Here is a 12,752-nt window from a genome sequence, read left to right on the forward strand (position 1 = left end):
TTTCCCATTTAATTGTTATGCGATTACTTCGATTGAAATATGATAGCGGATAATTTTTGTAATGCAATAATGAGTCTTTAATGCCGATAATTTCTCAAAATCTTTTCACAGGGAGCGGAATGAAAAGCGCAAAGCGATACTGCCTTTCTGGAAGCAACTGCAGATGCGCGGTGCAAAAAATTGGATACCCTTATCACGGGCCGCTGTGGGCGGACGTAAAAATTCGCGCGATCATTGCCGCGAAACATCGTCAAGTGGGCAGGGCTGCTCAACACTTATGACGGTAAAATAAACAGTTCAGCTTTTGTTCAAAAATTTGGAGCGCGGCGAGAACGCACTATCATCAATCAGTTAGCTTCATGATGTCAGTCGAGTGGATTAATTTCCAACATAGATTGAACTCGCCGCGCTTGGCGTTTTTCGCGTGCCTTTAGCCGGAGATTACCTTAACTTCCGTAAAGTCTTCCAGCCCCCATTTCCCACCTTCACGGCCGTTGCCGGATTGCTTGTATCCGCCGAACGGGCTGCCGGAACCAAGCGATGAGCCGTTGATCTGCACCATGCCGGCGCGGAGCTTCCGCCCAAGGCGTTTGGCGCGCTCAACAGATCCGGTTTGGACATAAGCGGATAAACCGTATGGTGTATCATTCGCGATAGCGATAGCCTCCTGTTCATCGGCAAACGGAATGATGACCAACACCGGACCAAATATCTCTTCGCGCGCAATCGTCATATCGTTCTGTACATCCGCAAATATGGTCGGGCGGACGTAGTTGCCGGCGTTAAATCCTTTCGGATGACCGAGGCCACCTGCAACCAGACGTGCACCCTCATCAATGCCTGCTTGGATCAGACCTTGAATTTTGTCGAAATGCACTTTCGATGATAGCGGGCCGATATGATCTCCTTCGAGAGCCGGATCACCGACCAGCATCTGATCAGCGGCACGAGCGGCGAGCTGCACGACCTGATCGTAAACCGAGTTCTCGACCAGCAATCGGGTGGGGGCATTGCAGGATTGACCGGTATTGTTGAAGCACTCCGCAATGGCGCGCTCTACCGCGCTTTCAATGTCGCTATCCGCGAAAATCAAATTGGGGGATTTGCCTCCGAGCTCAAGTGAGACACGTTTGACTGTATCTGCCGCGCCGCGCGCGACGGCTGTGCCCGCACGGGTCGAGCCGGTGAATGACATCATGTCGATGTCCGCGTGACGTGACATGGCTTCGCCCACGACCAAACCTTCGCCGTTGACAAGGTTGAAAACGCCTTTTGGAAGCCCTGCCTCATGGAGAAATTCGGCAAAGAGCATTGCAGACATGGGCGCTATTTCGGAGGGTTTCAAAACTACCGTGCATCCGACCGCGATCGCTGGAATAACTTTCAAAGCAATCTGGTTCATTGGCCAATTCCATGGGGTAATCAGACCGCAGACGCCGATTGGTTCGCGCACGATGATCTCGCCGGAATTATCTGTTCGCTTTTCTTCAAAATCGAAGTTTTCCAGCGCCTGGATGAACGCGTTGAGGTGATACAAGCCTGCAGCGGCCTGTTGATCACGGGCCATGGTGATAGGCGCACCCATTTCAAGCGAAATGGCTTTGGCCATATCTTCGAGACGCGCCTCATATATTTCTGCGATCTTGCGCAAGAAGCGGGCGCGCTCCTCAACCGGGGTTTCACTCCAGGAAGAGAATGCCCTACGGGCGGCTGTGACCGCTCGATCAACATCCTGAGTTGAGCCTGCCGAAATGGTTGCATAAGGCTGCTCATTGGCGGGGTTGACGACGGCAATGGTGTCGGTTCCGAAAGGTTCGACCCAAGCGCCATCGATATAAATGTCAGTCTTTACGATGTAATTGGTGTTCTGGTCGGATTGGAGCACGATATTTCCCTCTCTGGTAATTGTTAGGTTTTGCAGGGTGACGTTGAATACAACGGTTCCCGTCGGACACGATCTCGTTTCAGTATCCGAGAAATTGAACCGGTTGCTTGTTCGGGAAGTTGTGGATGGCAGCCCGGAAATCATGCGTATAAGTGGCTTCCATGAAGGCTGCCTTTTCTGCCTCAAGTTGAGCCGCCAACGAAAGATCCGCGGCCAGCAATTGCTTGAACAGTCCAAAGGCTCGTGTTGGGCCAGAGGCAATTTTTTGTATCAGGGCAGAAAGCTGTTCCTGGTAACTGCTATCCTCAACCACGTCGTTGACGATCCCAACTGCTTTGGCCTGACTGGCATTGAGTTTGCCACCCTTGAGCATAAGGGCAAAAGCAGCACGCGGCCCCAGCTTTTGCCGAAGATACCAGCTGCCGCCGCAATCGGGCACCGTCGCCAGTCGATCATAAGCAAGAATGAACTCTGCTGATTGACTGCAGATGGCATAGTCTGCCGATAGAACCATGCTCAATCCGGCGCCAGCTGCCGGTCCGTGTATTGCCGCGATGACAGGCACTGGCAATTGCTGCAGGATTAACAAAGCTGGGTGCATGTGGCGCAATATGCGCTGCAAGACAAGATCAGCCCGATCAGGGTCGGCTGCAAAAGCCGCGACATCTCCACCTGCCATAAACGCTTTGCCCGCGCCTTTGAGAACGACGCAACGTATGCCCTTGTCCGATGCTATGGCTTGCACGGCCTCATGAAAGGCCGCTGCCATCGCCTCATCGATAGCGTTGTATTTTTCAGGGCGGTTGAATGTGACGGTGCTGATGCCGGTTGCTCTATTCATATCGACAAGGATTGGGGTCGTCATTTGTGGATCCCTTGATACAGTTCTGCGGATTGGGTTGTGGATCGATGCGGCTGGTTTTGATGGTCAATGTGACGCTGCCTAGAATAATGAACGTGCCGAGAATGGCATTGAGACTGGGATGAATGCCCCAGAACAGCCAGGTGACCGTAATCGACCAGATCAGCCCCGAATAACCGAAGGGGGCGAGGAGGGCAGGTGATGTCATGCGGTAGGCAATGGCGCTTAAACCTATGCCCATGCTGGAGAATGCCGCCGCAGCCCCAAACTGGGCAAGGTGTGGGACTTGCAGTCCACGCCAATGCTCTATGGCGAACGGGGCGACAAATAGCGCCGAAAAGAACGCGCCAAAAAACGAGATCGTCCACAGGTTATCTTCGGACGGAATCCAACGCGAACTGATCGCATTGATGGCGTAAAACACGCTCGCTGTCCCAGCCAGCCCCATAGCGTAATTGAAGTTGGATGCCCGTGGATTGATCGCCACAACCACGCCAAGGAAACAGAAACAGATCGACAGCCATGTGCGAAAACTGACATTCTCCTTGAGCAGAAAACGGGACATCGCAGTGATAATGACGGGTGTCATAAAGAGAATGACTGTCGCCTCAGCCACAGTCAGAGTTTTCAGGGAAGCGATGTATAAATAGGCGGCAATCAAGCCAAAGGCTCCCCGCAGCGCATGGAGCCCAATTCTGGCCGACCATATTTTGCTTCGCCCGGTTGTCCGCACATGAAACAGGTAAAGAATCGGCAATGCCATCAGGCTGCGGATCAAAATGATCGATGACACATCATAGTCGCTGATGAGAAACTTGGTCGTCGTATCATTCAGGGTAAAAGCAAGACTGCTTGTGCATAGAACGGCAGCGCCAAGGAAACGCAGTGGGATCATGCGGCCCCCTCAAGGTCAGTCGCGACCTGAAAATACTCGCAAGGACAGTGTTCAAGATGGGGAAGGGTTGTCGCGGTCGGTACATCATACATGTGGACGCGCCATGACCGCGACAGGTTGCTGCTCTGGAGACCACGCCCGAACTATCAGACCAGCCGTCGGCGACACGGGATTCGGGGCTCCTGCGTGCTGCTCCGGGGGTGGTGAATTCGAAGATACTGGGCGGTGATTTAGACTACGTCCTTGATATGGCGTGATCTTTTGCAGTTTCATGATGTTCCCCCTCCAATTGGCCCTCTTTATGGGGCTCCGACTAAAATCATCGTGTTATATCTGCATGTTAATAAAAAGTTGGACGTTCAGCAAATTTTTTGTTTGACTTCATCCGCGACGAATTTCAGTATCTAATCATCAGGTTTGATTGCAGCAGGGAGTGGGGCGTGAAGACCCGAGTAACCGAGCTATTGAAAACGAAATACCCGATCATTCAAGGCGGAATGCAATGGGTTGGTCGTGCCGAACTTGCATCAGCTGTATCGAATGCGGGCGGCCTTGGAATCTTGACAGCACTGACGCAACCTAGTCCCAAAGCGCTAAGCGAAGAGATCGCTCGCTGCCGGCAGATGACCGATAAACCATTTGGGGTCAATCTCACGATACTCCCCACGACAGCGCCTCCACCTTATGAAGAATATCTTGATGCGGCGCTACAGTCGGGTGTGAAGGTGATAGAGACGGCGGGACGCAGTCCAAAAGAGTTCATCGAGAAAATAAAGGCGGCTGGTGCGGTTGTCGTTCACAAATGTACGGCTGTACGTCATGCGCTGTCAGCGGAACGGGCTGGTGTGGATGCCATTTCCATCGATGGATTTGAAGCGGCGGGGCATCCGGGTGAGGATGATGTTGGCGGTTTGGTCCTTTTTGCCACTGCAGCGGCGCAGGTCAAAATTCCATTGATCGCCTCGGGCGGTATCGGCACTGGCGAAGGCATGGCGGCAGCTTTCATGCTCGGTGCCGAGGGCGTGAACATGGGGACGCGCTTTTGTGCCACCAAAGAAGCTCCCATTCATGAAAACATCAAACAGGCGCTGGTCAACGCCGGTGAACGCGACACCAATTTGATCTTTCGAACGTTCAGAAACACCGGTCGTGTTTTGAAGAATGCAATCTCCGATGAAGTCGTCGCTATCGAAGGTCGGCCGGGCGGTGCGGAGTTTACAGATGTTCGATCGCTGGTTTCCGGAGAGCGAGGTCGCCACGCGCTGACAACTGGCGAACTGGATAGCGGTCTGGTCTGGGCAAGTCAGACGCTTGGGTTGATCAAGGATGTTCCGAGCTGTCAGGAGCTTATCGAGCGTATTGTCAGTGATTGCCGCCTTGCCATGACAAGGGGGTTACACGCATTTTCCAACTGACTTTTGTCAGCGGAATGCCGAATAAGGTGCTTTGGAGGAAGTACCTTTGCCGGTTGTTGCATGCAAAAAAACGCGGCTAGTGGGCCGCATAGGGAGGAGGAACAATGAAAAAGACATTCATACTGGGTGCAGTGCTTGCCATGGCAGCCGGTTCGGCTGGGGCTGAAGAAAAGGTCAGTTATGCGTCCTACGGCGGCGCCTATCAGGAAGGCGTGCGAAAGGCCATTCTTGACCACTTGCCCCAAGACCATGGCATGACCGTTGTCGATTATGTACTGGCTGGTGGTATCCGCGATATCCGTACCAAGGTGCGTGCAAATGCGGTCGATATCGATGTGGCCGAACTCTATGGTGGTCTGTGTGATCTGGCCGGTAAAGAAGAGCTTCTGGTTCCGCTCGATTATTCAAAAATTCCCAATGCGGCTGGAATCCCGGAACACCTGCGCTCAAAATATTGGGTAGGATTCACCGCCTATACGTCGGTCCTTGCCTATAACAAAAACGTTTATGGTGACAAGGGGCCACAAAACTGGGCCGACTTCTTCGATACGGAAAAATTCCCCGGCAGCCGCGCTATCTCGGGAAATTCGCCAGCGACAAATATGGAAATTGCCCTGATGGCCGATGGCGTGGCCAAGGACAAGATTTATCCCATTGATATGGAGAGGGCGATGGCCAAATGGTCTACGCTGAAACCGAATATCAGTGTTCAATGGGCCACGGGCGCGCAGGCGACCCAGCTCGCAACGTCCGAAGAGGTCGATATGTTATCGATCTGGGCAGCCCGCATAGATGCCGCCATCAAGGAAGGCGCACCTTATACCTATAAGCTTGACGACGCGGTGATGGATGTGGAATGCCTGGTCATTCCCAAAAATTCACCCAATCCGGAAGGTGCAATGCGCCTGGTCAACCATCTGCTCGATCCAAAATATCAGGCGAACCTGCCAAATTATATCGCCTATGGGCCGATGAATCAGGATGCCTTCAAACAAGGGCTTGTACCCGCCGACAAGGCGGCGAGCATTGTCACGAGCACTGAGAATCTCAAGAAGCAGCTCATCACCAACATGCCGTACTGGGCCGAAAATCACGAAAAGGCGCAGACCATGTGGGACAAGGCTATGATGCAATAGCTGGTTCTGGAAGGTTGGAGGCTTCGGCCTCCAACCCGGAATTTTCTTCATGGAGCCCAAGATTACAGTCTGTAGCTGACAATGCTGCGGTGTCCTGTTGTGCGCTGATGGAAAGCAGAGATGAAACACTCCTCGACGACGGCTTTGCCGGTTACGATCCAAGCACTGTCCAAACATTACGGCACGGTCCGGGCGGTTGACGACGTATCGCTGGCGATTAAAGCCGGTGAATTTCTCACATTGCTCGGCCCCTCCGGGTCAGGAAAAACAAGCCTTCTGATGATGATTGCGGGCTTTTCCCGTCCGACGGATGGTTCGATCAAGATTGGTACACAGGAAATCGTGCATCTTCCGCCCCATAAGCGCAATATCGGCATGGTTTTTCAGAACTATGCCCTGTTCCCGCATATGTCGGTATTCGAGAATGTCGCTTATCCGTTGCGTTTGCGTAAGATCGGTCGAGCCGAAATCGAGGAACGGGTCAAGAAAGTACTCGATCTGGTGCAACTCGGTGGCTATGGCGAGCGTAAGATCACCGAACTGTCTGGGGGACAACGCCAGCGTATAGCGCTAGCGCGCGCCATCGTGTTCGAACCGCGCATTCTGCTGATGGATGAACCCTTGTCCGCGCTCGACAAGCAACTGCGGGAAACGATGCAGATCGAAATCCGCAAACTGCATGACCGGCTGGACATGACGACCATTTCTGTCACGCATGATCAGCGTGAAGCGCTCACAATGTCGGACCGGATTGCCGTATTTTCGAAGGGCAAACTGGCCCAGATCGCGTCGCCGACCGATCTTTATGAACACCCGGAAAGCCGTTTTGTTGCGGAATTCATTGGTGAAACCAGTTTTCTGCCGCTCCGGCGCACTAACGCAGGTGTCAGCTATGGCGACCAGGACGTGAATTTGTCGGATGATGTTGGCGAACTGCACGACGACATGTTGCTGAGCATGCGCCCCGAGCGCCTGCGTTTTGCCACAGACGAAGCGGCGGCGCGCGCTTCGGGAGCAAACCTGTTTTCGGGTCAGGTCGTCACGGCCATCTACCAGGGTGAATGCCTGCTTTTCGAGGTCATGCTGGATGGTGGCCATAAGGTATTCACACGCATTGCCAACCGCTCGGAAAATCTGCGGGCAGTGCCAAGGGTTGGTGAACGCGTGGCGTTGCGTCTGGAACGGGCGGACGCGCGGCTTGTACGCGCGGAGGCTTGATGATGACAAAAGCTGTTGTCTCGTTTCCTGTTGCAGCCCCCAAACCAGTGACGCAAGCGGAACTGGATGAAAACCGCCGTGCGCTGAACCGCGAAAAAAAATACGAAAGCTGGTCGATGGTGCGCCTCACCATCCCTGCACTCGCTATTGTTGGCATCTTGATGGTGGCGCCGCTGTTGTGGTTGCTTTCGATGTCTTTTGTCGACATCAATGGAGAACATGGTCTCGGAAATTTCCGATTGTTCTTTTCGGAACCTGTCTACATCGAGATGTTTCTCAATACGTTCAAGATCGCGCTCATCGTCACCGTTATCTGCCTGCTGCTTGGCTATCCGGTTGCCTATCTGATGTCGATCCTGTCCCCCAAATGGGCGGGGCTACTGATGTTGGCAGTGCTGGTGCCCTTCTGGACCTCCGGGCTGGTGCGCACCTTTTCATGGCTTATCATTTTGCAGCGCAACGGCGTGGTCAATAAGACATTGCAAGGCCTTGGCTTGATCAACCAGCCGCTGGCATTGGTCAACAACACCACCGGCGTTGTCATCGGTATGGTGCATATCATGATCCCGTTTCTGGTGCTGCCGCTTTATGCATCGATGAAGGCCATCGACGCCAATCTGATGCGTGCTGCCGCCAATGTGGGGTCGTCACCAACGCACGCGTTCCTGCGCATCTTCCTTCCGCTTTCGATGCCCGGATTGGTCGCTGGCGCCATAATGGTGTTCGTCATGTGCCTCGGCTTTTACATCACGCCCGCACTGCTCGGCGGTGGCAAGGTAAAGATGATTGCGCAGCGCATTGAGGAGATGATCTCGCTTTACCCGACATGGGGTCCTGCGGCTGCCCTTGCGGTGTTGCTGCTGGCAATGACGGCTCTTTGCTTGTGGATCAGTCTGGTGTTGGTGCGCCGGCTGTCGTCGGATCGATAGGTGGTATGATGGAAGCTCACGTTTCTCACCGTGCACGTCTCTGGCTCTACATTCTCGTCGGACTGGTGCTGTTTTTCCTGATCGTTCCGACCCTGATCGTCATTCCGGTTTCGTTCAGTTCAACGACATCACTGGTTTTCCCGCCAGCAGGCTGGTCCACACGCTGGTATGCTTCATTTTTCGGTCAGGAAAAGTGGATCAGCTCGCTCTGGGTGTCGCTGCGGGTCGCATTCGGGACCATGATCGTTGCGACTGTCACCGGCGTGGCGGCATCCTACGCTCTTAATCAGGGACGCATCGCCGTTCAGGGTCTTTTGAAGACGGTGCTGGTTGCGCCGCTGGCAGTGCCCTCGATCCTGATCGCTGTCGGCATTTTCTTTGTCTATGCAAAGATCGGAATGCTGTTGAACACCATTTGGGGCATGATCCTCGGCCATTCCGTGGTTGCGATGCCGTTTGTGATCCTGACCATGCTGGCCGGTTTCAGCAGTTATGACTCATCGCAGGAAATGGTGGCACGCAGTCTCGGTGCCAATCGGCTCAAAGCCTTTCTGACTGTGACTTTGCCTCAGCTCAAGCTTTCGGTCGCAACCTCGATGCTGCTGTCTTTCCTGATCTCTTTCGACGAATTGATTATCTCGCTGATGGTGGCATCGGGGCCCATGTCGACATTGCCGCGCGTTACCTTCTCCACGCTGCGCGATGATCTCGATCCTACATTGGCGGCGGTTTCAACACTCATGCTGATTGTCACATCGCTACCACCGCTTCTGCTGCACATTTACAGCCAGCGGGCAGCAAAGAACGGTGGTTGATATGATTGCAGAACTTAACCGAGAAATGGATGGCTTTGTCCACCTTGAGAGACACGGATCCGTACTTGAGATTCGTATGGTCAAGCCAAAGGTCAATGCGATCTGCCGCAGTCTAAGCCGCAATCTGGAGAAGGCAGCGCTCTATTTGCAAGGTGATCCCGACCTGCGTGTCGGTATTGTGTCCAGCGGGTCAGAGCGTGCCTTTTCAGCTGGCTATGATTTCAAGGAAGGAACGGATCAGAACAGTGGTGCAAGCACCGAAGGCGCAAAAGAGGGCGGTTTCGGCGGTATAACGACGCTGTGGTCACTCAGAAAACCGCTGATCGCCGCTATCAACGCCCCGGCCATTGGCGGTGGTCTCGAAATATCGTTGGCTTGCGACATTCTGTTGATGGCGGATGACGCCTTCATCCAGTTGCCCGAGCTTGAGCGGGGACTGCTGCCCGATGGCGGGGGGCTGCAACGTCTGCCACGCCGTATTCCCTATTATGTGGCAACCGGGATGATCTGGACCGGCGACCCCATGAGCGCGCAGGATGCGCAGCGTTGGGGTTTGGTTTATCGCACCGCGTCACGAGAAAATCTTATGCCGATGGCATTGGAAATAGCCCGGAAAATTGCGGAATCTGCACCGCTGGCACAACAAGCGTTGAAAGAAGCGTTGCGTGCCGTGGATGGCATGTCAGACCGCGACGCCATGAAATTGCGAGCTGGCGATAATCCGGAGCTGTCCACCTTTGCCGCTATGCTGTCCTCGGAGGATATGATCGAAGGCCAAAAAGCCTTCCTCGAAAAACGACCGCCGCGCTGGCGCGGACGCTGAACCGATAACTGAATGACAATTGAGACTGCCCAACCCTTGTGGCCGGGCAGAAAGGGAGAGCTATGTACAAATTTCTTGAAATTGAACGTCATGACGCGGTGGGCGTTATTGCGCTCAACCGGCCGGAGGCGCGCAATGCGCTCGGTATGGGGATCACCATAGAACTGCGCAAGGCACTAAAGGAGGCGGCGGCTGATCAAACGCTCCGCACCCTTATTCTGGCCGGACGCGGTGGCGCCTTTTCAGCCGGTGCAGACGTGAAGGAATGGGCGGCGGGCAGAACGGATTGGCCGGACATGAACTGGGTCGAGGAGTCGCTGCGACTGGTTCAGCAAGTCCATGAAATGCCCAAGCCCGTTATCGCCATGATCGACGGTGCAGCCGTTGGTGCCGGTCTTGATATGGCTTTGGCGTGCGATTTTCGCTACGCATCGGAAAAGGCCAAGTTCATCTGTTCCTATACCAATGTCGGCTACAACCCGGACTGCGGCGGAACCTGGTTGATGCCGCGCGTGATCGGTCTCGAGGCGGCAAAGCGTTTTGCTTATACAGGTGAATTATGGACCGCCCAGATTGCGCTTCAAAATCGGCTCGTCAGCCACGTCAGCAGCTCTGACAATCTGTGGCAGGACACGCTGGCCTTCGCCCGGCAACTGGCGAGCGGGCCGACTGTCGCCATCGCGCAGACCAAGAAATTGCTGAACAGCGCTCATACGCGCAGCCTATCCGATCAGCAGCTGGAAGAAGTAGCGGCGGGCAAGGTCTGCGCACAGACCCAAGATCATAAAGAAGGCCTGGCTGCTGCCAATGAGCGCCGCGCACCGAATTTCATCGGCGCGTAAAGGGGGAACACCATGGATTTTGCATTAAGTTTCGAACAACAGGCGCTCATCGATTCACTGGAAGAGTTCTGCAAGCGCGAACTTTATCCGCACGAGAATCTCGTTGAGGAACTTCGCTACGTTCCTGAAGAAATCAAACAGGAAATTCAGCAAAAATCGATCCAGGCGGGCTTCGCCGGGATGAATCTGCCGGAAGAATGGGGTGGCCCGGGTCTCGACAAGCAGACCAAGATGCAGGCTGAACGCGTGCTTGGTAAATCGAGCGCCGCGCTCACCATGTGCATGAACCGTGGCGTTACCGGCATCCTCTTCAAATGCAAGGGCGACCAGATTGAAAAATATCTGAAGCCAGCTATCCGAGGCGAACGCAAGGATGCCTTCGCGCTCACGGAACCCGGTGCGGGGTCTGACGCACGCGGCATCACGACCAAGGCCGTGCGCGATGGGGATCACTGGGTTATCAACGGGGTGAAACAGTTTATCTCTCACGCCGATATCGCAGATTTCATCGTTCTCATTGCCGTTACCGGCGTGGATGAAACACCACGCGGACCACGCAAGCGTTTTACGGCGTTTCTGCTCGACAAAACCCTGCCGGGACTGCGTGTAGAGCCGATGAAGTCGATCGTCACCCGTGGCTATAATCCGACGATGGTCTATCTCGAAGATGTTCGTGTTCATAGCGATGATATTCTGGGCGAAGAGGGCAAGGGCTTCGATACTGCCAATGAGTGGCTCTACGATGGTCGGGTTGCTTTGGCCGCCCATTGTGTCGGTCGTTCTGAACGCATCTTCGAAATGACCAAGGAGTGGGCCGGAACCCGCAAGGCGTTTGGCAAAACAATTGGTGAATTCCAGGGGGTCGGTTTCAAGGTTGCCAATATGGCGGTTGATATAAAGCTCGGTGATCTTATGGTGAAAGAAGCCGCGTGGAAAATTGAGAATCAGACGATGAACCGCACTGAAGCGTCGATGGTGAATTACTGGTGCTCGGAAATGGTGTTCCGGGTTGCGGATGATGCCGTGCAAATCTTTGGTGGCATGGGCGTCATGGAAGAATTCCCCATCCAGCGTTTCTGGCGAGATGCGCGTATCGAACGTATCTGGGAAGGTACGTCCGAGGTCCATCAGGATATTATCGCAAAGGATCTGTTGAGACCGTATCAATAATAAGTGTCGCCGTTAGTCATCGGCCTTCGAGAAGGTAAAGAATGCGGAAAGCTGTCAAAAAGAGGCAAACCAACGAAATCAGACGACAGGATCTGATCCTTGCGACGCTGAATTCAATAGTCAAACATGGCTATCTGAATTCGACGATCAACACGATCAGTGAAGAATCTGGTTTTTCACGTGGATTGATAAACCACTATTTTGACAGCAAGGAAGATCTGCTGACCGCAGCACATCGCTATTACCTTCAAAATGGGGACGATTATTACCGGCACCTTGTATCATCGGTGAAGACCGGGAATTTCGATACGCTATACTTTGTTGCCTGCGGGCCATTTTTTCACGGGCGCGGATATCAACAGGTTCATATTCACTACAACAGTGCCGCCTGGATTGTTCCAGAGATCATGGCATTACATCGCGAACTATGGGGCAAATACCGCGCGTTTCTCGGACGTCGGCTTGCCAAGGTCGCGGCAGAAAAGAATATGGAAATTGATGTCCGCCTGGCGGCCATCGCTCTTACGCAACTGGCGGACGGGCTATGGCACGGCTGGGTCATGGAAGAGGCCTATTCGGCCGAGGATTGCTGTATCATCATCCGCAAATGGCTGTGCGATCTGTTTGGCGAAAATCCCGCCGATCATCCGCTGCTGCCCAATTTCGATGTGGAGAATTTCCCGACGTCTGCACCTCTTACCAGTCAAGCTGGAACGAGCGCTGCCGTGGAAGTTTGAGCCCCCTGGGCTGGCAGTGCCTTAA

12 protein-coding genes are annotated in these 12,752 nt (G+C 53.9%); 9 read left to right on the forward strand and 3 right to left on the reverse strand.

What is annotated here, in order from left to right; genetic code table 11:
* Positions 1 to 430: 430 nt before the first annotated feature.
* From D8666_RS09735 to D8666_RS09750, 3 genes are all read right to left on the reverse strand, one after another.
* On the reverse strand, positions 431 to 1,885 hold the full coding sequence (locus tag D8666_RS09735) for an aldehyde dehydrogenase family protein (protein ID WP_121537504.1): 1,455 nt from the start codon (positions 1,883 to 1,885) through the stop codon (positions 431 to 433).
* Between the two features lie 79 nt (positions 1,886 to 1,964).
* Positions 1,965 to 2,750 (reverse strand): enoyl-CoA hydratase/isomerase family protein, encoded by a 786-nt coding sequence (locus D8666_RS09740; protein WP_121537506.1) that lies wholly within the window; start codon positions 2,748 to 2,750, stop codon positions 1,965 to 1,967.
* Entirely contained in the window at positions 2,719 to 3,642 is a 924-nt protein-coding gene (locus D8666_RS09750) for a DMT family transporter (protein WP_235858922.1), read from the reverse strand. The genes D8666_RS09740 and D8666_RS09750 overlap by 32 nt, the downstream gene beginning before the upstream one ends.
* Positions 3,643 to 4,082: 440 nt before the next feature.
* On the opposite strand from D8666_RS09750, the gene D8666_RS09755 reads away from it, so the two are divergent.
* The 9 genes from D8666_RS09755 to D8666_RS09795 all read left to right on the forward strand — a co-directional run bounded on the left by D8666_RS09755 (position 4,083) and on the right by D8666_RS09795 (position 12,727).
* Entirely contained in the window at positions 4,083 to 5,057 is a 975-nt protein-coding gene (locus tag D8666_RS09755; protein WP_121537510.1) for an NAD(P)H-dependent flavin oxidoreductase, read from the forward strand.
* A gap of 104 nt (positions 5,058 to 5,161) precedes the next feature.
* Positions 5,162 to 6,193, forward strand: a complete 1,032-nt coding sequence (locus D8666_RS09760; RefSeq protein ID WP_109366243.1) for an ABC transporter substrate-binding protein — start codon at positions 5,162 to 5,164, stop codon at positions 6,191 to 6,193.
* A 120-nt stretch (positions 6,194 to 6,313) separates the two neighbouring features.
* Complete coding sequence (locus D8666_RS09765; RefSeq protein WP_121537513.1) at positions 6,314 to 7,411, forward strand: ABC transporter ATP-binding protein; 1,098 nt, start codon at positions 6,314 to 6,316, stop codon at positions 7,409 to 7,411.
* Positions 7,411 to 8,340: an ABC transporter permease gene (locus D8666_RS09770; protein ID WP_121537515.1), complete on the forward strand. Its 930-nt coding sequence runs from the start codon at positions 7,411 to 7,413 to the stop codon at positions 8,338 to 8,340. Before D8666_RS09765 ends, D8666_RS09770 begins: the two co-directional genes overlap by 1 nt.
* A 5-nt stretch (positions 8,341 to 8,345) precedes the next feature.
* A complete protein-coding gene (locus D8666_RS09775) occupies positions 8,346 to 9,155 on the forward strand; it encodes an ABC transporter permease (protein WP_235858923.1) in 810 nt (269 codons plus the stop codon).
* Position 9,156: 1 nt separating this feature from the next.
* On the forward strand, positions 9,157 to 9,978 hold the full coding sequence (locus D8666_RS09780; RefSeq protein ID WP_121537517.1) for an enoyl-CoA hydratase-related protein: 822 nt from the start codon (positions 9,157 to 9,159) through the stop codon (positions 9,976 to 9,978).
* Between the two features lie 62 nt (positions 9,979 to 10,040).
* The gene (locus D8666_RS09785; RefSeq protein WP_094513508.1) at positions 10,041 to 10,820 is read left to right on the forward strand and encodes an enoyl-CoA hydratase/isomerase family protein; all 780 of its coding nucleotides are present in this window, start codon (positions 10,041 to 10,043) and stop codon (positions 10,818 to 10,820) included.
* Between the two features lie 12 nt (positions 10,821 to 10,832).
* Complete coding sequence (locus D8666_RS09790; protein WP_006188555.1) at positions 10,833 to 11,990, forward strand: acyl-CoA dehydrogenase family protein; 1,158 nt, start codon at positions 10,833 to 10,835, stop codon at positions 11,988 to 11,990.
* 41 nt (positions 11,991 to 12,031) lie between these two features.
* Positions 12,032 to 12,727 carry a TetR/AcrR family transcriptional regulator gene (locus D8666_RS09795; RefSeq protein WP_006188557.1) on the forward strand — a complete coding sequence of 232 codons (696 nt, stop codon included), beginning with the start codon at positions 12,032 to 12,034 and terminating at the stop codon, positions 12,725 to 12,727.
* Positions 12,728 to 12,752: the final 25 nt, after the last annotated feature.

The sequence above is a fragment of the Ochrobactrum soli genome, assembly GCF_003664555.1.
GTDB classification, from domain to species: Bacteria; Pseudomonadota; Alphaproteobacteria; order Rhizobiales; family Rhizobiaceae; genus Brucella; species Brucella teleogrylli.

What these genes read in the sequence shown, in the direction of transcription:
- D8666_RS09795 (WP_006188557.1), top strand. Translation starts at nt 12,032, where the DNA reads ATGCGGAAAGCTGTCAAAAAGAGGCAAACCAACGAAATCAGACGACAG.
- D8666_RS09775 (WP_235858923.1), top strand. Translation starts at nt 8,346, where the DNA reads ATGATGGAAGCTCACGTTTCTCACCGTGCACGTCTCTGGCTCTACATT.
- D8666_RS09785 (WP_094513508.1), top strand. Translation starts at nt 10,041, where the DNA reads ATGTACAAATTTCTTGAAATTGAACGTCATGACGCGGTGGGCGTTATT.
- D8666_RS09750 (WP_235858922.1), bottom strand. Translation starts at nt 3,642, where the DNA reads ATGATCCCACTGCGTTTCCTTGGCGCTGCCGTTCTATGCACAAGCAGT.
- D8666_RS09765 (WP_121537513.1), top strand. Translation starts at nt 6,314, where the DNA reads ATGAAACACTCCTCGACGACGGCTTTGCCGGTTACGATCCAAGCACTG.
- D8666_RS09780 (WP_121537517.1), top strand. Translation starts at nt 9,157, where the DNA reads ATGATTGCAGAACTTAACCGAGAAATGGATGGCTTTGTCCACCTTGAG.
- D8666_RS09770 (WP_121537515.1), top strand. Translation starts at nt 7,411, where the DNA reads ATGATGACAAAAGCTGTTGTCTCGTTTCCTGTTGCAGCCCCCAAACCA.
- D8666_RS09740 (WP_121537506.1), bottom strand. Translation starts at nt 2,750, where the DNA reads ATGACGACCCCAATCCTTGTCGATATGAATAGAGCAACCGGCATCAGC.
- D8666_RS09760 (WP_109366243.1), top strand. Translation starts at nt 5,162, where the DNA reads ATGAAAAAGACATTCATACTGGGTGCAGTGCTTGCCATGGCAGCCGGT.
- D8666_RS09790 (WP_006188555.1), top strand. Translation starts at nt 10,833, where the DNA reads ATGGATTTTGCATTAAGTTTCGAACAACAGGCGCTCATCGATTCACTG.